Origin of the sequence: Herbaspirillum sp. NPDC101396 (assembly GCF_044767365.1) — a bacterium.
Taxonomy (GTDB): domain Bacteria; phylum Pseudomonadota; class Gammaproteobacteria; order Burkholderiales; family Burkholderiaceae_D; genus Herbaspirillum.
On record NZ_JBIWNT010000003.1, the window covers coordinates 300,854 to 325,289 of the forward strand.

At 58.2% G+C, this 24,436-nt stretch carries 19 protein-coding genes and 1 pseudogene; 7 read left to right on the forward strand and 13 right to left on the reverse strand.

Going from position 1 to position 24,436, the window contains the following annotated elements:
• The first annotated feature begins 201 nt into the window (after positions 1-201).
• From gcl to pyk, 5 genes are all read left to right on the forward strand, one after another.
• Positions 202-1,977: a glyoxylate carboligase gene (gene gcl, locus ACIROY_RS11050; RefSeq protein ID WP_402341582.1), complete on the forward strand. Its 1,776-nt coding sequence runs from the start codon at positions 202-204 to the stop codon at positions 1,975-1,977.
• A gap of 203 nt (positions 1,978-2,180) precedes the next feature.
• Positions 2,181-2,960, forward strand: coding sequence for a hydroxypyruvate isomerase (gene hyi, locus ACIROY_RS11055; RefSeq protein WP_402341584.1), 780 nt, complete (start codon positions 2,181-2,183; stop codon positions 2,958-2,960).
• Positions 2,961-3,007: 47 nt separating this feature from the next.
• A complete protein-coding gene (gene glxR, locus ACIROY_RS11060) occupies positions 3,008-3,895 on the forward strand; it encodes a 2-hydroxy-3-oxopropionate reductase (protein ID WP_016833478.1) in 888 nt (295 codons plus the stop codon).
• Between the two features lie 698 nt (positions 3,896-4,593).
• Complete coding sequence (locus ACIROY_RS11065; RefSeq protein WP_402341586.1) at positions 4,594-5,859, forward strand: glycerate kinase; 1,266 nt, start codon at positions 4,594-4,596, stop codon at positions 5,857-5,859.
• A 56-nt stretch (positions 5,860-5,915) separates the two neighbouring features.
• A complete protein-coding gene (gene pyk, locus ACIROY_RS11070) occupies positions 5,916-7,334 on the forward strand; it encodes a pyruvate kinase (protein ID WP_402341588.1) in 1,419 nt (472 codons plus the stop codon).
• A gap of 31 nt (positions 7,335-7,365) precedes the next feature.
• Here the strand turns inward: pyk and ACIROY_RS11075 are convergent, their stop codons facing one another.
• From ACIROY_RS11075 to ACIROY_RS11125, 11 genes are all read right to left on the reverse strand, one after another.
• The gene (locus ACIROY_RS11075) at positions 7,366-8,241 is read right to left on the reverse strand and encodes a hypothetical protein (RefSeq protein WP_402273233.1); all 876 of its coding nucleotides are present in this window, start codon (positions 8,239-8,241) and stop codon (positions 7,366-7,368) included.
• A 103-nt stretch (positions 8,242-8,344) separates the two neighbouring features.
• Positions 8,345-8,944 (reverse strand): hypothetical protein, encoded by a 600-nt coding sequence (locus tag ACIROY_RS11080; protein ID WP_402273231.1) that lies wholly within the window; start codon positions 8,942-8,944, stop codon positions 8,345-8,347.
• A 101-nt stretch (positions 8,945-9,045) separates the two neighbouring features.
• A complete protein-coding gene (locus tag ACIROY_RS11085) occupies positions 9,046-9,732 on the reverse strand; it encodes a hypothetical protein (protein WP_402273228.1) in 687 nt (228 codons plus the stop codon).
• Between the two features lie 131 nt (positions 9,733-9,863).
• Positions 9,864-10,226: an MmcQ/YjbR family DNA-binding protein gene (locus ACIROY_RS11090; protein WP_402273225.1), complete on the reverse strand. Its 363-nt coding sequence runs from the start codon at positions 10,224-10,226 to the stop codon at positions 9,864-9,866.
• An 85-nt stretch (positions 10,227-10,311) separates the two neighbouring features.
• The gene (locus ACIROY_RS11095) at positions 10,312-10,746 is read right to left on the reverse strand and encodes a DUF2846 domain-containing protein (RefSeq protein WP_402273223.1); all 435 of its coding nucleotides are present in this window, start codon (positions 10,744-10,746) and stop codon (positions 10,312-10,314) included.
• 83 nt (positions 10,747-10,829) lie between these two features.
• Positions 10,830-11,240, reverse strand: coding sequence for a hypothetical protein (locus ACIROY_RS11100; protein ID WP_402273220.1), 411 nt, complete (start codon positions 11,238-11,240; stop codon positions 10,830-10,832).
• A 434-nt stretch (positions 11,241-11,674) separates the two neighbouring features.
• Entirely contained in the window at positions 11,675-13,408 is a 1,734-nt protein-coding gene (locus tag ACIROY_RS11105) for a methyl-accepting chemotaxis protein (RefSeq protein ID WP_402273218.1), read from the reverse strand.
• 211 nt (positions 13,409-13,619) lie between these two features.
• A complete protein-coding gene (locus ACIROY_RS11110; RefSeq protein ID WP_402341590.1) occupies positions 13,620-14,981 on the reverse strand; it encodes an 8-oxoguanine deaminase in 1,362 nt (453 codons plus the stop codon).
• 471 nt (positions 14,982-15,452) lie between these two features.
• The gene (locus ACIROY_RS11115; protein ID WP_402341591.1) at positions 15,453-17,222 is read right to left on the reverse strand and encodes an allantoate amidohydrolase; all 1,770 of its coding nucleotides are present in this window, start codon (positions 17,220-17,222) and stop codon (positions 15,453-15,455) included.
• A gap of 92 nt (positions 17,223-17,314) precedes the next feature.
• The gene (locus ACIROY_RS11120) at positions 17,315-18,709 is read right to left on the reverse strand and encodes a nucleobase:cation symporter-2 family protein (protein ID WP_402273210.1); all 1,395 of its coding nucleotides are present in this window, start codon (positions 18,707-18,709) and stop codon (positions 17,315-17,317) included.
• A gap of 230 nt (positions 18,710-18,939) precedes the next feature.
• Positions 18,940-19,875, reverse strand: coding sequence for a LysR substrate-binding domain-containing protein (locus ACIROY_RS11125; protein WP_016833487.1), 936 nt, complete (start codon positions 19,873-19,875; stop codon positions 18,940-18,942).
• A gap of 500 nt (positions 19,876-20,375) precedes the next feature.
• On the opposite strand from ACIROY_RS11125, the gene ACIROY_RS11130 reads away from it, so the two are divergent.
• Both ACIROY_RS11130 and hutH read left to right on the forward strand, forming a co-directional pair.
• The gene (locus ACIROY_RS11130) at positions 20,376-21,656 is read left to right on the forward strand and encodes a urate hydroxylase PuuD (RefSeq protein WP_402341593.1); all 1,281 of its coding nucleotides are present in this window, start codon (positions 20,376-20,378) and stop codon (positions 21,654-21,656) included.
• A gap of 43 nt (positions 21,657-21,699) precedes the next feature.
• Complete coding sequence (gene hutH / locus ACIROY_RS11135; RefSeq protein ID WP_402341595.1) at positions 21,700-23,334, forward strand: histidine ammonia-lyase; 1,635 nt, start codon at positions 21,700-21,702, stop codon at positions 23,332-23,334.
• Positions 23,335-23,643: 309 nt separating this feature from the next.
• On the opposite strand, the pseudogene ACIROY_RS11140 reads toward hutH, so the two are convergent.
• A pseudogene (locus ACIROY_RS11140) lies at positions 23,644-23,904 on the reverse strand (DUF1566 domain-containing protein); the annotation flags it as partial.
• Between the two features lie 238 nt (positions 23,905-24,142).
• Entirely contained in the window at positions 24,143-24,436 is a 294-nt protein-coding gene (locus tag ACIROY_RS11145; protein ID WP_402273203.1) for a hypothetical protein, read from the reverse strand.

Here is a 24,436-nt window from a genome sequence, read left to right on the forward strand (position 1 = left end):
GTCGGCGCGCCTTGCCAGCGACGTTTTGTTAGCGGCTTATATTCAATACTTTTACTATGTTTCCATATTTTTAGTACGGAATAAACAGATTTTTACTGGCCTTATCAAACAATATTGTTGGTTATAGGATGCATCTCACTAGCTGAGGGGCATCGTTGTTTTGCTTCCGGCGCATCAGGACCTAACAACCCAGGAGGCAACATGGCAAAGATGAAGGCAGTAGACGCAGCGGTATATGTGCTGGAAAAAGAGGGCTGCCTGCAAGCCTTCGGCGTGCCCGGCGCAGCGATCAATCCATTCTACTCGGCGCTGAAACGCCATGGCGGCATCAAGCACGTTCTGGCGCGCCACGTCGAAGGCGCATCGCACATGGCCGAGGGCTACACCCGCGCCAAGGCCGGCAATATCGGTATCTGCATCGGCACCTCCGGTCCGGCCGGCACCGACATGATCACCGGCCTGTATTCCGCCCAAGCCGATTCGATTCCCATCCTGTGCATCACCGGCCAGGCGCCGCGTGCACGTTTGTACAAAGAAGACTTCCAGGCCGTCGATATCGAATCGATCGCCAAGCCGGTCACCAAGTGGGCCGTCACCGTGCGCGAACCGGCGCTGGTGCCGCGCGTGTTCCAGCAGGCCTTCCACCTGATGCGCTCGGGCCGTCCCGGCCCGGTGCTGATCGACTTGCCGTTCGACGTACAAATGGCCGAGATCGAATTCGACCCTGACACCTACGAGCCGCTGCCGGTTTACCGTCCGTCTGCCACCCGCGCCCAGATCGAAAAAGCGCTGACCATGCTGAACCAGTCCGAGCGTCCATTGCTGACCATCGGCGGCGGCGTGGTCAACGCCGACGCGGCTGCGCTGGCGGTTGAATTTGCCGAACTCACCGGCGTGCCGGTCATCCCGACCCTGATGGCCTGGGGCGCGATCCCCGACGATCACCCGCAAATGGCCGGCATGGTCGGTCTGCAGACCAGCCACCGCTACGGCAACGCCACCATGCTGGCGTCCGACTTCGTGCTCGGTATCGGCAACCGCTGGGCCAATCGCCACACCGGCTCCATCGAAGTCTTCACCAAGGACCGTACCTTCGTCCACGTCGACATCGAACCGACCCAGATCGGCCGCGTGTTCGGTCCGGACTACGGCATCGTCTCCGACGCCAAGGCCGCGTTGACGCTGTTCATCGAAGTCGCCAAAGAACTGAAAGCCGCCGGCAAGCTGCCCGACCGTTCGGCATGGCTGGCTGACTGCCAGGAGCGCAAGCGCACCCTGCATCGCCGCACCCACTTCGACGAAGTGCCGATCAAGCCGCAACGCGTCTATGAAGAGATGAACCGCGCCTTCGGTCGCGACACCTGCTACGTCAGCACCATCGGCCTGTCGCAGATCGCCGCCGCGCAATTCCTGCACGTCTACAAGGACCGCCACTGGATCAACTGCGGCCAGGCCGGTCCGCTGGGCTGGACGATTTCCGCCGCGCTGGGCGTGTGCGCCGCCGATCCGCAACGCAAGGTGGTGGCGATCTCGGGCGACTACGACTTCCAGTTCATGATCGAAGAACTCGCCGTCGGCGCGCAGTTCAACCTGCCGTACCTGCACGTGGTGGTGAACAACTCTTACCTTGGCCTGATCCGCCAGGCGCAACGCGGCTTCGAGATGGACTACTGCGTACAGCTGGCGTTCGAGAACATCAACGCGCCAGAACTCAACGGCTACGGCGTCGACCACGTCGCCGTGGTGGAAGGCCTCGGTTGTAAGGCGATACGCGTCACCAACCCGAACGAGATCCAGGACGCCTTCGCCGTCGCGCAGCGCTGGATGGCCGAGTACCGCGTGCCAGTGGTGGTGGAAATCATCCTCGAGCGTGTCACCAATATCGCGATGGGCACCGAGATCAACGCCATCAACGAGTTCGAAGAGCTGGCCACCAAGCGCGAACATGCGCCGACGGCAATCAGCCTGCTGGACTGATCAGAAAGATTAGGAAGATCAGAGGAGACAGCGACGGCGGACAACTACATCAGCTTGCCGGCACATGCCCCCATGTGCCGAGCGGGCGACCGCCATCGCACATTGTTGTACGCCACCGCGTCCTGGCATTTGCCGGGACCGCGGTGTCGGTTTTAACCCCGGCCTGAACCGGCAAGCGCCACGACTACCAAGGACACCCAGACATGACCAAACTCGCCGCCAACCTGACCATGCTCTTCACCGAGCTGCCGTTCATCGAGCGTTTCCGCGCTGCTGCGCAAGCCAACTTCAAGGCTGTGGAATTTTTGTTCCCCTACGCTTTCGAACCGGCGCAGATCGCCGAACAATTGCGCAAGAACGAACTGGAACTGGTCCTGCACAATCTGCCCGCAGGCAACTGGGAAGCCGGCGAGCGCGGCATCGCCTGTCATCCTGATCGCGTCAGTGAATTCCGCCAGGGTGTCGACGAAGCGATCCGCTACGCGAAAATCCTCGGCGTCAGGCAACTGAACTGCCTGGTCGGCATCCAGCCGCAAGGCGTCAGCGCCGCCGCCGCGCGCGAGACGCTGGTCGCCAATCTGAAGTTCGCTGCCGACAAGCTGCAAGCCGAAGGCATCGCCTTGCTGATCGAACCGATCAACTATTTCGACATCCCCGGCTTTTTCCTCAACACCACGAAGCAGGCGGCTGAACTGATCGCCGCTACCGGTTCCAACAACCTGTTCATCCAGTACGACATCTATCACATGCAGCGCATGGAAGGCGAACTGGCCAACACCATCAAGGCCAATCTCTCGCTGATCCGCCACGTGCAACTGGCAGACAACCCCGGCCGCTTCGAGCCCGGTACGGGCGAGATCAACTACCGCTTCCTGTTCAGCTACCTGGACGAGATCGGCTATCAGGGCTGGATCGGTTGCGAGTACAAGCCCAAGGCCGGCACGGTTGAGGGCCTTGGCTGGCGCGCTGCGCACGGTCTTTGATCGTCGTTTGAAACGCATTCATTTATTCATCTCAGAGGAGACACATCATGGCAAAAGTCGGATTCATCGGATTGGGCATCATGGGTTCGCCCATGGCGGAAAACCTGCAAAAGGGCGGTCACAAGCTCTACCTGCATGACCAGAAAAATCCACCCGCAGCGCTGATCGAAGGCGGCGCCACTGTTTGCACATCGGGCGCAGAAGTCGCCAAGCGCGCGGACATCATCATCGTGATGGTGCCGGACACGCCGCACGTGGAAGCGGTGCTGTTCAGCAAGGGCGGCGTCGCCGAAGGCCTTTCCGCCGGCAAGATCGTGGTCGACATGAGCTCGATCTCGCCGATCGCCACCAAGGGCTTCGCGCAAAAGATCAATGCACTCGGTTGCGAATACCTGGACGCGCCGGTCTCCGGCGGCGAAGTCGGCGCCAAGGCGGCGTCGCTGACCATCATGGTTGGCGGCAACGAGTCGGCTTTCAACGACGTCAAGTCCTTGTTCGAACTGATGGGCAAGAACATCACGCTGGTCGGCGGTAACGGCGACGGTCAGACCACCAAGGTGGCGAACCAGATCATTGTTGCATTGAATATTCAGGCAGTGGCTGAGGCGCTGTTGTTTGCCTCGAAGGCGGGTGCAGATCCTGCGCGTGTGCGGCAGGCGCTGATGGGCGGGTTTGCTTCGTCGCGCATTCTGGAAGTGCATGGCGAGCGTATGGTCAAGCGTACTTTCAATCCTGGTTTCCGGATTGAGTTGCATCAGAAGGATTTGAATCTGGCTTTGCAGGGGGCCAAGGCTTTGGGCGTCAGCTTGCCTAATACCGCTGCTACTCAGGAGTTGATGAATGCTTGTGCGGCTAATGGGATGAGCGGGTTGGATCACTCGGCGTTGTGCCGGGCGATTGAGTTGATGTCGAATCATGAGATTGCGAAGGGCTGAATGCTGACTTGAGTCGGTTGTTCGGACTTGCCCGCTGGCCGTTGCTGAATCTTTTCTTGCTTCGGACGACCTTGCCGGGGGTAGCCCGGCGGCTACTCACTTTCTTTGCTTCGCCAAAGAAAGTAAGCAAAGAAAGGCGACCGCGATTCGCCGCCCCGCTGCGCGGGGTGCCCGTTGATGCCACGCACAAATCGGGAAGGGAAACAAACTCGCTGCGCTCAGACAAGTTTCCCTTCTCTATCCGATTTGTGCGCGTCACCAACGGCGACTCATAAGCGGAATTCTTTTTTCGGCTCGCTTCGCATTGCCTTGGGTGGCTCGCCTCCGGCATCGTGATTGTCGCGTCAGCTGTGCTCGCGAAGAACGGTGACCATCACATCACCTCCGTCCCCTGGCGATGCGCAGCGAGCCAGTCTGGAATTCCCGCTTGAGAGTAGCCGGTGGCGGCAGGTACAAATCGGATAAAGAGGGGAAATTTGTCTGAGCGCAGCGAGTTTATTTCCCCTCCCGATTTGTGCCTGCCGACGCCGGGAACCCCCGAAGGGGGCTGCGAACCGCGGTCGCCTTTCTTTGCTTACTTTCTTTGGCGAAGCAAAGAAAGTGAGTAGCTGCCGGGCTACCCCCGGCGAAGGGTTGGTCGAAGATAGAACCGCATCAGTAACAACATACAGTAAGTCGGAACAACAGGAATCCTAATCATGTCGCTCAATCCCCGCCAATTTCTCCTCGACCTCTACACCGCCGCCGTCTCCGCAGTAAGCGCAGAAAAATCCCTCCCATCCTTCCTGCCCGAACCGCCAAAAACTGGTCGCACCATCGTCATAGGCGCAGGCAAAGGCGCCGCAGCCATGGCCAAGACAGTAGAGCAGCACTGGCCCGGCAAGCTCTCAGGACTGGTGGTGACCAGATACGGCCACGGCGCCGACTGCCAACACATCGAAGTCGTCGAAGCCTCCCACCCCGTCCCCGACGAAGCTGGCCGCCAAGCCGCCGCCCGCATGCTCGCCATGGTCAACGGCCTCACCAAAGACGACCTCGTCCTCTGCCTGATCTCCGGCGGCGGCTCCGCATTGCTTGCCTTGCCTGCAGAAGGCATCACCCTCGAACAAAAGCAGGCCATCAACAAAGCCCTGCTCAAAAGCGGCGCCAACATTTTCGAAATGAACTGCGTCCGCAAACACCTCTCCGCCATCAAAGGCGGCCGCCTCGCCCTAGCCTGTGCGCCGGCGCGCGTGGTGACGCTGATGATCTCCGACATTCCCGGCGACGATCCCGGCATCATCGCCAGCGGTCCGACACTGCCCGACGCCACCACCTGCGCCGAGGCACTCGCGGTGCTGCGCAAATACAAGATCGACATCCCACCATCGGTGCAAGCGCACCTCGAATCCGGCATCGGCGAAACCCCCAAGCCTGGCGATGAACGTCTCAAAGCAAATGAACACCACGTCATCGCCACTGCCCAGCAAGCCCTGCAGGCAGCGGCAACCGCCGCACGCGCCGCCGGCGTCACGCCCTACATCCTGTCCGACGACATGGAAGGCGAAGCGCGCGACATCGGCCTGGCACATGCGGCGATTGCAAAACAGATCGCCCACTACGACCAGCCGTTCAAAAAACCTTGCGTGCTGATCTCCGGCGGCGAAACTACCGTCACCGTACGCGGCACTGGTCGCGGCGGACGTAATGCAGAATTCCTGCTCAGCCTTGCCAATGCACTGAACGGCGCACCCGGCATGCATGCGATCGCCTGCGACACCGACGGCATCGACGGCTCCGAAGACAACGCGGGGGCCATCTATCAACCCGATTCAATGAAACGCGCAAAAGAACTCGGGCTCGATCCGAAGGCGCTGCTCGAGAACAACGACGGCTACGGTTTCTTCAGCGCGCTCGGCGACCTCGTCGTCAGCGGCCCGACGCGCACCAACGTCAACGACTTTCGCGCCATCCTGATCCTGTAAAAATTTCGTCGTCCCGGCGCACGCCACCCATACCAACAACACCAAGGAGACCGTCCATGCGACGTCAACGCCAGGCAAAAATCGTAGCCACACTCGGCCCCGCCAGCGCCACCAAAGAGATGATCAAGGCGCTGTTCGAAGCCGGCGCCGATGTGTTCCGCTTCAACTTTAGCCACGGCACCCACGCCGACCATCACGCGCGTTTCGAGATCGTGCGCGCCGTCGAGCGTGAAGTCGGCCGCCCGATCGCCATCCTCGCCGACCTGCAAGGCCCCAAGCTGCGCGTCGGCCAGTTCGCCGACGGCAAGGTCCAGCTGGAAGCAGGGCAGGAGTTCGTCCTCGACCGCGATACCCGGCCCGGCGACAACACCCGCGTCTGCCTGCCGCATGCAGAACTGTTCGAAGTCATCGCCGCAGGTCAGTCGCTGTTGCTCGACGACGGCAAGCTGCGCCTGCAGGTGCTCGACAGCGACGGCCAACGCATCCGCACCAGAGTCATCAACGGCGGCGCCTTGTCCGACCGCAAGGGCGTCAACGTGCCCGACGCCGTGTTGCCGATTCCCGCATTGACTGAAAAAGACAAACGCGACCTGGCCTTCGCACTGGAACTCGGCGTCGACTGGATCGCGCTGTCCTTCGTCCAGCGTCCCGAAGACGTGCACGAAGCGCGCGCCCTGATCAACGGCCGCGCCGCCGTCCTGTCCAAACTGGAAAAGCCCGCGGCACTCGACCGCCTCGATGAAATCGTCCAGGCCTCCGACGCCATCATGGTGGCGCGCGGCGACCTTGGCGTCGAGCTGCCGCCCGAGCGCGTGCCCGGCACGCAAAAGCGCATCCTGCGCGTCTGCCGCCAGCACGGCCGGCCCATCGTCATCGCCACCCAGATGCTAGAGTCGATGATCACGAGTCCCGTGCCGACCCGCGCCGAAGTCTCCGACGTCGCCAGCGCCATCTACGACGGTTCCGACGCCGTCATGCTGTCGGCCGAATCAGCTAACGGCAGCTACCCGCTGCAAGCCGTCGCCATGATGGACCGCGTCATCAGCGAAGTCGAACGCGACCCGCTCTACCGCAACATGCTCGACGCCCAGCAAGAGACGCCGGAGTCCAACAGCTCCGACGCGATCTGCTCCGCCTTGCGCGACGTCACCCGCATCGTCGGCGCCACCGCCACCGTGACCTACACCAGCTCCGGCCACACCAGCCTGCGCGCCGCCCGCGAACGCCCGATGGCGCCGATCCTGAGCATCACGCCGAAGATTTCGACCGCGCGCAAGCTGGCCTTGGTGTGGGGCGTGCATTCAACGATCAGCGACCAGATCCACAACGAAAGCGAAATGGTCAGCGCAGCATGCCAGACGGCATTGAAGGAAGGATTTGCGAAGAAGGGCGATCAGATCGCCATCACCGCCGGCATGCCGTTTGGGCAGCCGGGGAGTACTAATTTGTTGAGGTTGGCGGAGGTGTGGGGATAGTCAGGACGTCAATATAAATGACGATGGTCATTTATCGTTTGTAAATTTCCCATCCGTCGTCAGTCCAGCGTAGAAGTTGCATGGAAAGAGGCTTGGTGGAGCTACTCGCAACGCGTCCTCCCAAGGTTCGTAATGCGTCAGCAGTGCCCGGAAGAGATCCATCGCCATAAAGCAGTGCATTTGGGGTTGGCGCGATGACAATCAATTGATTGTGCATGCTTGCAGCCAGATTTTTCCAGTCCGAATGAAAAAAGAGTCGGCTTGACGCGTATTCTTCATCGCGGATTTGTCCCAGTGAGTTGGCGCTCGGAGTCAAGGAAACAGCTGTCAGAGGCTTAGTCGTGTCGCGAAGATTTTGCGCTGCTATTTTGAATAGATTTTCTTCGTCGACTCCCAATTCTTCAAGATCTTTGTCAATGACAAATCGAGTTGTCCTAGTGAAATCGACCACCGGTATGGCGACTAAGCCTGGTGCAACAGGACGTGTATAGATTTTTTGATTGCCGAAGCCTGGCTGCTTACGTAATTGTTCCAAATATTCTTCGGGACGAATGGCAATGCGGAGCATGGCTTGGGTTACAGGACGATTCCGCTCCTTGACGGTCTCGGCAATGCCTTTTGCGTACTGGCTCAGGCCGGCATCGCAATTGGATGCATTGCGTAGGCAGAAGGAGAACACGCGGTCAAGATACATGTTCCCGATGCTTTTTCCGCTGGCATCTTTGCCATCAAGTTCCAGATGCCCCACGACTTTAAAGTCGACATTAGGCAATTCTTTGTGCATTCGCTCTGCTGCCATTTGGGCGAACTCAACGGGCGTGAGCGGAAGTTGCTGTGAAACTGCAGCTTTCATACCAAAGTAAAGGAGAGCCAGCGTTGAGAATTGCAACAGGCGTTGAATTGTCATATTTTTCGTAGAGAATAATCGTGCCGAAATTTGTCAGCAGAACGAGGAATAGACAAGCCGACAGGCCATTCAGGCCTGCGGCGAGGTGATGCTGTAGGGAGAACTATTCTCTGCTTCCCGAGGTTGAATACTCTACATTGCATACGACGTCTTGCGGATCAAACGAGACGACAAGCAATTGCGTGTAGATGGTCGGCTTCAGGAAGCCAGACTTTACCTGCGTATATTGATAGACGAAAGCCTGTTCCGCAGGGCTTACCGTGAGAGGTGCAATGTAAGTGCCGCCGGGTTCTCCAAGCAAGGATTTTACTTCTGCCTTGGTGGTTTTTCCTTTTTCGATGGCGGTGACTTTATTGGAAGAAAAATCAGTACCGTCTACTTTGAAAGAACTACTGAAATTACTGCCGATCAAAATTCCCTTATGGAAGAAAAACGCTTGGGATCGGGCCGGAACAACGCCGAAATTTTGTGGTTGTCCGCCAACGGTTGCATAGGCATATGTCGACGATTGCACCATTTCATTGTTTTTTAATATCTCTCCCTTGCGATTAGGCACTCCCATTTTCTTCTGAATCTCGGCTTCTGTTGTAGTGCCCAGATTTAGGGTAGACAGGTCTTGCCTGACAAAATTTGTTCCGGCGCAGCCGGAGAGCAGAATCAATGGAGTGATGATGGCGAGCAGGCGTCGTTTGATGAAAGACATGTATCCCCCTTCTTAATTTCATCTATAGATTCTGGCCGGACGCTGCGTTGTCGAATCAAGTGGGCGTCGGCGCAGACATTTTTAATCAGATGCTGGCAGGATCAGTGATCTTCCCACCATTGCTGCGCGCCCTTTCTGTCAAACTCGGGCAAGATCGCCATTTGAATATCAGCAGATTGAAGGGCTGGAAATTTGCTTTTGAACTGACTTTCGTCTTTCGCCCATTGATCTGAAATCGCGACCTCAAACGTGCCACCCGAGGCGCCTGCCACCGCCTGATCGATCAGCGGAATCACAGGACCTGCGCGGAATTCGTTGTCCTTGCGTGCACGCACACTAGCGTCGACATGGCCGAGGTAATAGACGCCGGGAGCGCTGGAAATCAGCTTGGCGTGAATCGGTGCGAAATAGAATCCGTGAATCGGAAATCTGCTGCTCATGCAACTGAATCCCCGCACAACGTATTCACCTTTATCAAGTTCCATGCGGATCAGATAGGTACTGCCATCTACTGTGTCGGACTCAATTTTGCTCAGCTTGTCTGGTCTGAAATTGAGACGGTCGGCTGCGCTGGTGGCGCCGGATTTCTCGATCATGGTTGCAAGCATTTTCGGCTGGTGCGACGTGAAGTAGGTGTTCTTGATCGTTGCGGTCATCAGGAAGACAGTCTTGTCGGCTGCTACGGGCGTTGTCTGATCTTTGGAAAACGCCATGTCAACCGGAGTGGCACAGCCGGATAACAGAGCGACAACCATGAGAATGGCAAAGGAAAATAATCTGGAGAACACGGCAATACCTTTCTTTTTCTGATGAGGCAGTTGTGAGGAAGAGCAAAAGCAGATCTTTTGGTTCTTTTTGATGCTTGTTAATTCCGAATGAAGGACTGGTATTCAATGATCAATTGGCTTTTTACAGGACGTTACGGGAGAGCGAGCAAGGCTTTTCGCTGCTTTCCACTCAAGCTTCCCAAGGCCTTCTCATACGACCACCGCACCAGCTCTTTCAGATAATCCGCCGGCATGCTACGCACATCCACAATCGTCACCCAATGAAAGCGCGCCATATAGCGGGCCGGCTTGATGCCCGGCATGTCGGTCAGTTCGATGAAGCGATCGGGGCTGACGCGGAAGCTGAAGCGCCATTTTTCCGGATCGCTGGTTTTGAACCAGGCGAAGTTTTTTTCACCGACCGAGTACACCAGGATATTGGATGGCGGCAGCGCGAGGCGGGATGTTGCTGCGGGTAGGGCATCGCAGAATTTTCTTAGTTGAGATGTGTTCATGGGCGCCGATGAAAGTTGGGGTAGTTCTATTGCATGGCTCCCCCGTTTGCCAACAGGGGAGTTGTAGCCATACACGGCGACTTGCTTATTTGCTTTCGGCCAGCTTGGTTTCCAGAACACCCTTCTTGCCTTCTTCTTCACTGACCAGATGCAGCTTGCTGCGTGCAGAGAGGATACCCAGTTTGACTTCCTGCCATACGTAGCTCAGCACGCCTGGCTTGGTTTCAATTTCAAGCGTATCTACATTCTCCGTCTTGGACGTAATCACATGTTTGCCAGGTGGAAGTTCTTTGTAAAAATAAGTTTTTGGCGCTGTCTGGCCGATTGCTTCGCCATCAATAGCTACATCCATGCGTATTGCAGTACCCAAGGCTTCGTTACGATAGATGTAGACGCCGGACTTGTCTTCCGGCGCTTTGAATGTTTTCAATGCGGCGTCTTTCTGTGGATCCCCCATTGGTACCGATGCACAGCCAACAAGGCTGCTTACGACGACGGCGCAGGCAAACAATTTCTTCATGAATCTTCCTTTTTAGTTGGTGAAACGTGGTGCTGAAAATGGAACGGTAAATATGTGAATCGTGAGGAGGTGAGCAATCTGCGCTAACTTTTTCTCACTCTCTTGCGCCAGATCTGGTAGTAGCAAAGCCATGGTGGAAACAGCATCAGATTGACGAGCAAGAATGTCTTCACAGTGTCTTCGCCGGGAGATATCGCGAGAGAAAGCGCGCGCAATTCGATCAACAGCAGCGGCCCGACAACAAAAAGTAAAAACCAGGTTTTCTTGACCCATCCTTTGTGTGAGTGGCTGATGCTGCTGATCGCACGCGCCTCGTCAATCCCGGCCTGAAACGGGTCATTGGGACGATAGATGTATGGTGGCGTTTCAAGCGGTTCAGGCGTCTCGGGCTTTTCTGCCGTGAGTTCGCGCGTGTCGGGCGTGAGGTTTATCGCTGTATTTGTCGTTGCGGAGATGCTGAGATATACCTCGCCGACTTTGATTTTCTTTGACATGACTAATGGTTTCCGAGATGGACCATGGCACAAGCGGTCGTCGCATTCAGACGCGAGAAAACGCACAGGTAGAAAATCGCTCGCAAGGCATGGCCGCGGCGGTAAAGTTTCAGAGATACCGGGAAGGATGGGGTGAGGGCGAGAGAAAAACGAGGAGAGTTTTTTCGACCTTGATATTTCCCCGTTACAAGCATGTAGATATTTTTTTGGTAGCTTGGCAGCGAATTTGGCGCGTAACCAATTCGCTCATTTTTAGTGGAGGAATAGTAAATCAAAGTAAAGAAAAGTGGCATATAAAAAATAAAAAAACGGCGCCTGGAAGCGCCGTTTTTTCGTATCCCTGCAAATCATTGTCACTGCATTATTGTTTGTCAGCGATTCGTCAGGGGCAATGGTGAAATTCGATGCACAAGCTTGCTACCTTCAATCGTCTTTCAGAACTGTTCCCAGTCGTCGTCCTTGCCAGCCCCAATTGGAGCGGGTTTGGAAGACGATGCAAGCGCTGGTGTCGATGCAGGCTTCGGCGCTTGTTTCAACTGCGCCGGTTTCGGCGTGATGTTGACGGTCGCTTTCTTCAGGACAGCTGTCGATGTGCCCGCTGTTGCCGCAGTTTTCGTCATCTGCTGGTCCAGCTTGAACACGCTGACCAGCTGCATCAGCTTGGCAGCCTGGTCCTGCAGCGATTGCGCGGCGGCGGCCGACTGTTCCACCAGCGCGGCGTTTTGCTGCGTGGTCTCGTCGATGTTGGTGATGGCGCGGCCGACTTCGTCGATGCCCTGGCTTTGCTCCTGGCTGGCGGCGCTGATTTCGCCGACGATATCCGTTACTCGTTTTACGCTGGCGACGACTTCGGTCATGGTGGTGCCGGCTTGTTCCACCAGCTTGCTGCCGGTGTCGACCTTGGCGACGGAGTCGTCGATGAGAATTTTGATTTCCTTCGCGGCGGCGGCGCTGCGCTGGGCCAGGCTGCGCACTTCGCTGGCGACTACCGCAAAGCCGCGACCTTGTTCGCCCGCGCGGGCTGCTTCGACTGCGGCGTTCAAGGCAAGGATATTGGTCTGGAACGCGATGCCGTCGATCACGCCGATGATGTCGACGATCTTGCGCGACGAATCGTTGATCGAGCTCATGGTGTCGACCACCTTGCCGACTACGGTGCCGCCATCGACGGCGACGCTTGATGCGGATACGGCGAGCTGGTTGGCCTGGCGCGCGTTGTCGGCGTTTTGGCGGACGGTGGAGGTGAGTTCTTCCATGGCCGAGGCGGTTTCTTCCAGCGAGCCGGCTTGCTGCTCGGTGCGTGCCGACAGGTCCATGTTGCCGGTGGCGATTTCACTCGACGCGGTGGCGATGGTGTCGGTGCCTTGCCGTACCTGGCTGACGATGTTGTAGAGGTTGCCGTTCATGGTCTGCAGTGCGGACATGAGCTGGCCGGTTTCGTCGGTGGATTTGACTTCGACTTTCGTCGTGAGATCGCCGTCGGCGACGCGGCGGGCGACGTCGACTGCTTCGGTCAGCGGGCGTGTGATGCTGCGTGAGACCAGCCAGGCGACCATTGCGGAGAGCAGCAGGGTGATGGCTGCGAGCGTGTTGATGATCATGCGGGCGCTGCCGGATTCGCTGCTGGCCTTGTCGCCGGCAGCGTCCATCAGGCCGCCCTGGTAGTCGAACATGGCGTCGAGCGCGATGAAGTATTTGATCTGCAGCGGCATGAACTGTTGCGGCAGGTAAGCCTTGGCTTCATCGACCTGACCAGCCAGCGCCAGCTTCATGAGGCCGTCGCGCACGGGCAGATACGCGTCGCGCGCGGTCATTGCATCCTTGACGTAACGCTTGTCTTCATCGGTCTTTGCAATCGTTTGCATTTGCGCGAGACTTTCATTCATCTTCTTGTCGGCGGCGGTGGCGTCGCCGACCAGGAATTTGATCTTGTCGGCATCGCTGGTCAGCATGATGTCGCGGATATCGAGGGCGATCTTGTTGACCTGGATTTGGATGGTGTTGGCCAGCACGGTCTTGGGGTAGCGGTCCTTGGTGATCAGGTTGATGCCGTCGTTGAGGCGGCCCAGCTGAATATTGCTGAGCGCCGTGATGGCGACCAGCAGGACGATCACGATGCCGAAGCCGATGGCCAGGCGTTGGCCGATTTTCATGTTGGCGATTTTCATGGGGATACCTTTGCTGTTCAGTGGACTGCAAAACATGGCGACATTCGTGGCCTCACCTGCAAGGCAGTTTTCATGCCAGAAATTTGGAGCATTTCCACCGTGCAATTATGTCGACGGCGTATGGCAAAACATTCCGGGCTGCTCGGGTGGGAGCGGGCCGGAATGTCGTTTTTTTTGTTTTTGATTAGTGGTGCTTGCTGCTTACTGCATGTCAGTTTGCCGCCTCGGCCAGTTCATATGCCAGCGTGTTATGGCGCTCGATGACGGCTCCGAGATCGATTGTTGTGCACTGGCCTTCACGCACGATCACGCGACCGTTGATGACGCTGCAGGACACGTTGGCCGGCGTGCAGAACACGAGAGCTGCGACCGGATCGTGCAGCGCGCCGGCGAAACCGATCTGATCCAGCTTGAACATCACCACGTCGGCCGACATGCCCGGCTTCAGTGCGCCGATGTCGTCGCGGTTCAATACCTTGGCGCCGCCGAGGGTGGCGATTTCCAGCGCCTGCCGTGCGGTCATGGCGTCCGGGCCGAAACCGACGCGTTGCAGCAGCATGGCCTGGCGCACTTCACCGAGCATGTGGGCGCCGTCGTTGGAGGCGCTGCCGTCGACGCCGAGGCCGACCGGCACGCCGGCATCGATCATCTTGCGGATCGGGGCGATGCCGGAGGCCAGGCGCATGTTGGAACAGGGGCAGTGCGCCACGCCGGTGCCGGTGCGTGCGAACAGGGCTATGCCGTGGTCGTCGAGCTGGACGCAGTGCGCGTGCCAAACGTCGTGGCCGACCCAGCCGCAGTCTTCGGCGTATTCGGCCGGCGTCATGTTGAATTTTTCGCGGCTGTAGGCGATGTCGTTGACGTTTTCGGCGAGGTGGGTGTGCAGCGAGACCTTGTAGCTGCGCGCCATGTTGGCAGCTTCGCGCATGAGGTCGCGCGAGACCGAGAATGGCGAACAGGGTGCGACCACGATGCGTTGCATGGCGTGGCGGCTGTGGTCGTGGTAGGTCTCGATCAGGCGTTGCGTATCGCGCAGGATGTCGTTCTCGTCCTCGACCACGCGGTCCGGCGGCAGGCCGCCTTTGGACTGGCCGACGCTCATCGCGCCGCGCGCGCCGTGGAAGCGCATGCCGATCTCCTGCGCGGCTTCGATGCTGTCGTCGAGGCGGGTCTTGTTCGGGTAGATGTAGAGGTGGTCGCTGCTGGTGGTACAGCCGGAGAGGATCAGTTCGGCCATCGCGGTGAGCGTGGAGACCTTGATCATTTCCGGTGTCAGGCCGGCCCAGATGGGGTAGAGGTTGGTGAGCCAGTTGAACAGTTCGCCGTCTTGCGCGGCGGGGATCACGCGCGTGAGGCTTTGGTACATGTGGTGGTGGGTGTTGATCAGGCCGGGCAGCACCACGTGGTTGGTTGCGTCGATTACCTCGTCGGCGGTTTGGGGGAGGTCGGCGGTTTGGCCTACTTGTTCGATGATGTTGTTGCGGATGAAGATCGCGCCGTTTTTGATTTCTTCTCTGGTGTCGTTCATTGTTACTACGACGGTGGCGTTTTTGATTAATAGGGTTTTGGTCATTTGGGGACTCACTGGGTTGTGTTTGGTGTTGGTGTTGATTCGGCGCCGGTGATAGTGGAGTCCCTTTTAAACCCTATTAACGCTTTGCCTGGCTTTGTTGATTGTTTCTTTTCTTGTTGCGTGTGTTGGTTGCTGATGCTGTTCGCTCTTCGGACGACCGTGGTTGCCGGGGGCGGCCCGGCAGCCGCTTACTTTCTTTGCTTCGCCAAAGAAAGTAAGCAAAGAAAGGGTTGGAGCACTGCTCCAACGCAACGATTCGCCGCCCCTTCGGGGTTCCCGTTGTCGCCGCACCTAAATCGGGAAGGGAAACAAACTCGCTTCGCTCAGACAAGTTTCCCTTCTTTTTCCGATTTAGGCACGTCGCCAACGGCAGCTCATAAGCGGAATTCCTTTTTCGGCTCGCTTCGCATTGCCTTGGGGGGCTCGCCTTCGGCATCGTGATTGCAATTGCGAGCTTCCGGCATCTTCGTTTTAAACCTTCGCCTTAAAATTCCGCAAGAAATCCAACAAAATCTGCGCTGACACTTCCGCGTCATCCGCCGTCATCGTCTCCAGCGGATTGTGGCTGATGCCGCCGTTGCCGCAGCGTGTGAACAGCATGGCGACGTCGGTCATTTTTGCGATGGTCATGGCGTCGTGGCCTGCGCCGGATGCCAGTTCAAACGGTTTGACGCCGGCGCGTTCAGTGGCGGCGGCGAGTTGGTTCATGAGCCAGTGCGCGCAGGGCGCGGCCGGGGCGGAGACAGTCTTTTCGATGGTGACGTCGACGCTGCGGCGTTGGCTGATTTCTTCGATTTTCTTGAGCACGTCTGCCACTGCGGCATCGCGTACGTCGTCGCGGGCGGCGCGGATGTCGAGCGACAACACGCACGCGCCGGGGATGACGTTGGTGGAGCCGTTCGGGACTTGCAGCTGGCCCACTGTGCCGACCAGCGAGGCGTGCTGGTCGTCGCCGCAACGCTGCTCGACGTAGAGGATGATTTCTGCTGCTGCAGCAGCAGCGTCCTTGCGCATGTTCATCGGCGTGGTGCCGGCGTGGCTGGCGACGCCTTTGAGGTTGACCAGGTAGCGCGAGCTGCCGGCGATCGAGGTGACGATCCCGACCGGGAGGTCGCGGTTGAGCAGGACCGGGCCTTGCTCGATGTGGACTTCGACGTAGCCGAGCAGGTCGGAAGGGTCGCGTGCGATCTTCGGAATCGCGGTGACGTCGTGGCCGGCTTGCATGAGCACGTCGCGCATGCTGACGCCGTCGCGGTCGGTGAGATTGAGCAGGTTGAGGTCGAACTGGCCGATGATGGCGTTGCTGCCCAGGAAGGTGCTCTTGAAGCGCACGCCTTCTTCTTCCGAGAAACCGATGATCTCGAAATGGAAGGGCAGCGTCTCGCCTTTTTCATGCAGGTGCTTGACGATGGCGATCGGCAGCAGGATGCCTTCGCGGCCGTCGTATTTGCCGCCGTTGCGCACCGTGTCGTAGTGCGAGCCGGTCATCAGGGTCTTGGCCTGCGGGTCGGTCGAGAGGTAGCGGCCGACTACGTTGCCGACCGCGTCGATGTGCGCGTGCATGCCGGCTTCACGCATCCAGTGGGCGATCTGGTCGGCGGTGCGGCGGTGCGCGTCGGTCATGTAGGTGCAGGTCAGCGCGCCGTCGTCTTCGCTCCAGGCGCCGATTTCTTCGGCCCATTCCATGATGGTGGCGCCGATGGCCGGGGTGTAGCCGAGCAGGTCGTTGATGCGCATTTCCGCAATGCGGCCGATCTGGCGCAGCGCTTCGCGCAGTTCGTCTTCGGGCTGGTTGCGCAGGCGGCGCGTGAAGGTGGTGATGATCTGCTGGCGCGTCAGGCCCTTGCCGGTGGCGCCCTTGACCGCGAGGATGAAGGGGAAGCCGAACTTGGCGTTGTAGTCGCCGTTGAGCTTTTGCAGCGTGGCGAATTCTTCCGGCGTGCACAGGTTGAGGCCTGCCTTGGCCTGTTCGCCGGTGGACTCGGCGGTCAGTTCGCCGGCGATGGCGGCCTTGCCTGCGAGTTCCGGGTGGGCGCGGATCAGGCCGAGTTGTTCTGCGCGCTCGGCGCCGGTGACCACGCCTTGCAGCGCCTGCTTGAGGGCCGTGATGTTGGCGAAGGGGCCGAGTTTCGCTGCGCGTTCGGGAATCCACGGCGAATGCTCGTAGATCCCGTGCAAGGCGTTGACGAAAGCCGGTACGTCGCGGGCGGCGCTGCCGTTCAATTGTTCTAGTGTGGTCATCGTGATAGCTGTTGCCGGTAAGTGCCAATAAATTCGAATAGTTGCTGGTTGCTTCGACAGGACGGCGCCCCCGTCCTGTCGTACTTCAAGTGCTAATGATCGGAACTCTGTGCCGCCGCCAACGCATAGTTGGCGACTTCTTCATCACTGCCGCGGCCGTTGAAGAACACGTTCAGCACGACCGCCATGGTGGATGCAAGCAATATGCCACTATGGAAGATAGTGGACAAGAAGCCCGGCATCTTGTCAAAGAAGGTCGGCGCCACGATCGGGATCATGCCCACGCCGATGCTGATGGCGACGATGAACAAGTTGTTGCGGTTGGTGTTGAAGTCGACCTTGGCCAGGATCTTGATCCCGGTCGCGGCCACCATGCCGAACATGACGATGCCGGCGCCGCCCAGCACGAATTGCGGGATCGAGGCGGCCACGTGCGCCATTTTGGGGAACAGGCCGAACGCCGCCAGGATCACGCCCGCCGCGACGCAGACATAGCGGCTGCGGATGCCGGTGACGCCAACCAGGCCGACGTTCTGCGAGAACGAGGTGTACGGGAAGGTATTGAAGACACCGCCGATGACCGTGCCCAGGCCGTCCACGCGCAGGCCGCGCGCCAGCGTCTTGTCGTCGACCTTCTTCTCGACGATGTCGCCCAGCGCCATGAACATGCCGGTCGATTCGATCATGGTGACGATCATGACCAGACACATGCTGATGATGGAGCCGACGTCGAATTGCGGCCAGCCGTAGTGGAATGGCTTGATCATCGCGAACCAGTCGGTCGCCCCGAGACCGTCAAAGTTGATCTTGCCGAGCGACAAGGCGATGACGAAACCGACGATCATGCCCATCAGCACCGAGATGTTGGCGATGAAGCCTTTCACATATTTGGTGATGAGCAGGATGGAGACGAGGACCACGGCGGCAATCGCCAGGCTCAGCGGCGAGCCGTAATCGGGGTTGGGAATCTTGACGAAGACGCCATCGACCAGTTTGCCGATGATGGGCTGGCCGCCGGCCGCCCAGTTGATGCCGACCCCCATCAGCGAGACGCCGATCACCGTGATGACGGTGCCGGTGACCACCGGCGGGAAGTAGCGCATGAGCTTACTCATGTAGGGCGACGCCAGGATGCAGAATATCCCTGACGCGATGACGGCCCCGTAGATGTGCAGGATGCCCAGCGAAGGATTGTTGGCCATGGCGACCATCGGTCCGACGGCGGCGAAGGTGACGCCCATCATGACCGGCATGCGGATGCCGAACTTCCAGATGCCGAGGCTTTGAATGATGGTGACCAGGCCGCAGCAGAACAGGTCGGCGCTGATCAGGTAAGCGATTTCGGATTTTGGCAGGTTTAGGGCACCGCCGACGATGAGCGGTACTGCGATGGCGCCGGCATACATCACGAGTACGTGTTGCATGCCCAGCGCGGCGAGTTTGAGTATCGGCAGTCTTTCGTCCACCGGATGGGTCTGGGTTGTCATGGCTGTCTCCAAGTTTTTATATGGAGGCCGTTGCAAGCCGGATGCTGGATGCGGTTTGCTGCGGCCTCTCGTCAAGTCCTTGCAGAAGGGTGCAGATTCTGAGCAGGATCCTCCGTACAGGCTTGTGGGCCGATACTAAAGTAAATCACTCAGTCCAATATATAGGTCAGCCAATACTCGTTTTCTGAATGTGGATATAAGCAGCGTGATGCCAATGTTGCCTGGAAGCCTTAATTAACAAGCATCTTGGCCGCAGCGCTGACCTGCGCGCGCAGCCATTTGTGCTCGGTCGCCTGATGCACGCGCTCATGCCACAGCTGGTAAAAACGCAGCGGTGGAAACTTGATCGGCACGCTGTAACTCTTCAGCGACAAGGTCTTTTCATAGAAGCTGGCGAACTGCTGGCCGGCGCTGAGCACCAGGTCGGTTTGCGCCACCATGTAAGGCAGCATGCGGAAGTGCGCCGACTCCACCACGACGTTGCGATGCAGGTTCTGCTTCTCGAGGAAGGTGTCGATGGTGCCGTGATAGCCGGGCAGGATCTGCGACGGCGCCGCGTGCGGCAGGGTCAGGTAATCCTCGATGGTCATGGCGTCCTTGGCGGTGCGCTTGGCATAGGCGCAGTCGGAACGCATCAGGCAGACGATGGGATCGTCGAACAGCTTGGACAGATGGAGATGCGGCGGCGGCTCGTCCCAGTTGGCGATGACGAGGTCGAGTTCGCCGTCCGACAGCAGGCGCACGTAATCGGTTTCCGGGCCGAGCGCGTGGATCACGATGTGGCTCTTGGGCGATTCGCGGCGCAGGCGTGCGATGACCTCGGTGAAGAAGGGCGTGTTCATGTAATCCGGCGCAGCGATGTGGAAGGTGCGCGCTTCTTCCTGCGGCACGAAAGCCGTCTTGGGCACGAACAGGCGCTCGGTTTCGTCGAGGATGCGCTTGGCCGGCTTGAGCAGGCTTTCGCCGTGCTGGGTCGGCACCATGCCGCGCGCGCCGCGCACCAGCAGCGGATCGCCGGTGAGCTCGCGCAACTTGCGCAGCGAGGCGGAGATCGACGGCTGCGGCTGGTTGAGCTTGAGGGCGACGCGCGAGACGTTTTTTTCGCACAGCAACAGATAGAGAATGCGGATCAGGTGGATATCGAGATGGTCTGGCAGCCTGGACATGATTGTCTCCGGGTAACTGGTAAAGCGAGGCGGGCGTCTGCGCAGGGCGCGCTGGACTGCCTTCTTACCCGTGGAGGGTGGCCGCACGTTGTTGATGTTATGAAAAGTCTCTGGTTATATTTTTTTGCGTATAGAGCTTCCCACATAACCTGATCATTGTTGTATATGAATATGCGTATGTCAAATATAAGATGTTGGCAATGTTTTAAAGAGCCAACACGTTTATCGTTCCAGCATCCCAGTCGCTCCTTCCGTGTGCGCAGGCGGCGGCTGAGAAAAAATATTGTTAAAAAATAATGGGTGGCAATCGCCACCGAGGTCGTCGCGGCAGCAGGTAACGAAGATTTACGCAGGAGCAGGAGACGTTCTGCGCAAGTCCTCTTATTTATCCGGGAAGATGTTCGCGCATCCTTCCGGATCGACCGTTTTGTGATCTGAGGCCCGGCCTCGCTCACCTGAAGCGCCCGCAGTGGCAGGTGAGGAACAAACGTGGGGAAGACATGGAAGCATTGTTCGTATCGTATGGCGTCGAGTGGCTCAATCTGCTGGTGCGCTGGTTGCATCTGATCACCGGGATTGCGTGGATCGGCGCGTCGTTCTATTTCGTCTGGCTGGACAACTCCATCCGTCCGCCGAAACCGGGCAGCGACCTGGCCAAGAAGGGCGTGTCCGGCGAGTTGTGGGCCGTGCACGGCGGCGGCTTCTACAACCCGCAGAAATACCTGGTCGCCCCTTCCGAATTGCCGGAAGAATTGCACTGGTTCAAGTGGGAAGCCTATGCCACCTGGATCAGCGGCTTCGCGATGCTGTTCATCGTCTATTACTTCAATGCCTCGGCCATGATGGTCGACAAATCGGTTGCCGATCTCACCGGCCTGCAATCGGTCGGCGTCGGCCTCGGCACGCTGGTGCTCGGCTGGATCGTCTACGACCTGCTGTGCAAGTCGCCGCTGGGCAAACGCGAAGGCCTGCTCGGCCTCGTCATGTTCGTCTTCATCGTCGCCGTGGCGTATGTACTGACGCATCTGCTGAGCGGCCGCGCCGCCTATATCCACGTCGGCGCGATGATCGGCACGATCATGGTCGGCAACGTGCTGATGGTGATCATCCCGGGTCAACGCAAGCTGGTGGAAGCCATGAAGGAAGGCAAGTCGCCCGATCCGATCTACGGCAAGAAGGGCAAGCAGCGCAGCGTGCACAACAACTACTTCACGCTGCCGATCCTGTTCATCATGATCAGCAATCATTACGCGATGACCTATACCCACGCGTACAGCTGGCTGGTGCTGGCCGCGATCATGGCCGCGGGCGTGCTGATCCGCCACTTCTTCAACCTGCGCCATGCCGGCAAGGTCTCGATCGGTTTCCCGATTGCCGGTTGCGTGTTGTTGCTGGGCGTGGCGATCGCGATTGCGCCTAAGCCGCTGCCGAAGGTCGCCGCTGTACCGGTAGTTTCACCGGCCGCTGCAACAGGCGGGGCCGCAGATAGCAGCGCAACTGTACCTGTCGCTGCTGCGGCAAGCGGCGTAGACTTTGCCCGCGTGCAGGAAGTCATCACCCAGCGTTGCGCCAGCTGCCACTCCGCACAGCCGACGCAGGCGGGTTTCGCGACGGCGCCGGCCGGCATGATGCTGCAAACGCCGGAACTGATCCGCCAGCACGCGGCCAAGGTGTACCAGCGCGCGGTCCAGACCAAGGACATGCCGCTGGCCAACATGACGCACATGACCGACGAAGAGCGCGCGCTGATCGGCGCCTGGTTCGAAGCGGGCGCGAAGTAATCCGACCGACAGAGAAATCGACAGAGAAATTCAAGGAATATTCATGACCACCATCACCATCGACGGTTTCAACCTCAACGCGGCGCAAGTCGTGAGCGTCTCGCGCGGTACCAACGGCGTGTACCCCAAGGTCGCGCTCGCCGAGTCCTCGCGCGCCGCCCTCAAGCAAAGCCGCGACTTCATCGAGTCGACCTGGATGCACGACGAAGCGCCCATGATGTACAGCTTCAACACCGGCGTCGGCCTGCTCAAGGACACCCGCATCAAGGTCGAACATATCGAGCTGTTCCAGACCCAGCTGATCAAGGCTCACAGCGCCGGCATCGGCGAACCGTTCTCCGAAGAAGTCAGCCGCGCCACCATGCTGCTGCGCGCCAACGCCTTCGCCAGCAATTACTCGGCGCCGCGCGTGGAAGTGGTCGATCGCCTGCTGGACTTCATCAATGCCGGCATCCATCCGATCATGCCGCAAAAGGGTTCGGTCGGCGCCTCCGGCGACCTGGCCCCGCTGGCCTACCTGGCTGCCGCCATCGTCGGTTTCGACGAAGCCGAAGTGATGTACCAGGGCAAGCGCATGAGCGCACCGGAAGCCATCGCCAAGGCCGGCATCGGCCCGGTCAAGTTCGACTTGAAAGCCAAGGACGCCTCGGCCCTGATCAACGGTTGCACCGCCTCGCTGGCGGTCGCCGTGCTGGCGGCACACGATTCGCGCAACCTGCTGACCGACGCCTGCCTGTCGCTCGGTCTCACGCTGGAAGCCATGCGCGCCGAAATGTCCGCCTTCGACGCCCGCATCCAGCAAGCGCGTCCGCACGCCGGCCAGATCAAGACCGCCGCCGTCATCCGCACTCTGCTCAAAGGCTCGACCCGCACCACCCACGAAGCACGCTCGGTGCAACTGCCGGATGAGTCGCGCCGCACCGATATTCCGTATTCGTCGCGCATCCAGGACGTCTACTCGCTGCGCTGCGCGCCGCAGGTTTACGGCCCGGTGTTCGATGCGCTCGACTACATCGACACCATCGTCGACAAGGAAATCAACTCCGCCACCGACAATCCGCTGATCTTTGACAAGGAAGGCGGCGGCTTCGAGATCATCTCCGGCGGCAATTTCCACGGCCAGTACCTGGCGCAGGCGATGGACTTGCTGGCGATGACGATCACCGATCTGGGCAGCATCTGCGAACGCCGCATCGCCCGCCTGATCGATCCGACCTTGTCGTGGGGCTTGCCGCGCAACCTGATGAGCGGCGTGCGTGGCGTCAACACCGGCTATCCGGTGGTGCAGTGCTCGATGAGCTCACTGGTGATGGAAAATCGTACTTTGTCCATGCCGGGCAGCGTCGACAGCATTCCGTCCAAGGGCAACAGCGAAGACCACGTCTCCAACTCGACCTGGTGCGCGCGCAAGGCGGCCACGGTAGTGGCCAACACGCAGTACATCGTCGGCGTGGAAATGCTGCTGGCGGCGCAGGGGCTGACCATGACGGAAGAGTTGCTCAAGGACTTCGTGCTGGGTGAAGGCACGCAGGCGGCGTATGAAGAGATCCGCAAGCAGATCCCGGCATGCCTCGACGGCGACCGCTGGTTCCATAACGATATCCAGGTGGCGCATTCGTTCATTACCAGCGGGTCGGTGCGGGAGGCAGTTGTTGGGCGTATCGGTAAGTTTGTTTGATTGGTTTTGTTGTGTGATGAAAAGGGCAGCTTCGGCTGTAATGCCGTTCAGTTAAAGTCTTTTTTGAGTATCCGCACGGAATAGCGTTGAGGTATTTCACGGCCCGGTCAAATTTTCGCCCGGGCCGTTCTTCATTGAGCAGCGAAACCAGTCGTAGTCGTTGAAAATGCTGTGCTGGCTGGCAGCTTGCCTTGTGAGCGCTTGATTTGGAGCGTGATAGGCCGACCACGATGTCCTCAGACTGGCCATCTCGGGTCATAGGCTACGATCTGCTTACGACATCAACACACCTTATACGACTTTCTGAGTTCAATTTTTTACAAGTCGTACAAAGAACTTCTCGTTCAAAAAATCATAATCTCCATAATATCTATCAGTAGAGCCCGTATTGAAATCAGCGTACCAAGCGCTTGAATCGTCAATTTGTTCATTCGACCAATAAAGCTGGTTCCTATTGCTACTCATTGGAAACACCCTTGTATCAATTTTTACGAGTGAACCGGACGGGAAAAAGAGAGAGTCCAGTTCGCTCTTTGTTGGTACTCGCCATTTAGTATTAGAGAGTCTTTGCGCAGCGTTGAATGTGTACCCTTTTGGACTTCCTTTGCATTTACCTGTCGACGCCCATTTTTGGCCGACACTGCAACGCCCATGTCAGTTTTGTTTGCGTATCAAATACAAATGCCCCTCGCAGTTCGTAGTGCCCAATACGCACTATTGATTCAGCCCTTACAGAAGAAAATGCAAGTATTAAAAATACAAAACTAAAAATTTTCGGCACAGGTCGCAATCTTAATGGTAATCATCGTCAAAAAATGAAATCATCAACATCTTGATATTCATCCAGCTTTTTTTGAATTTCCTCTTGGTCTTTATATTTTTTTTTCAAAAAAATTCTCTCCTTTTTAGCCAATGAACAATATTTTTCAACTGCTCGATCTATTTCTTCCTGCCTCTCTTTGTTATATCCATCTTCACCAGAAAAATGCATACATGCTTCAGCATTGTCTATAAATTTTCTAATGTCTGAAGAAAATATATCGACAGCGAAAGCATTGGACAAAATCTGAATTAAAATAAAAAACGCAGCAATACTTTTCAT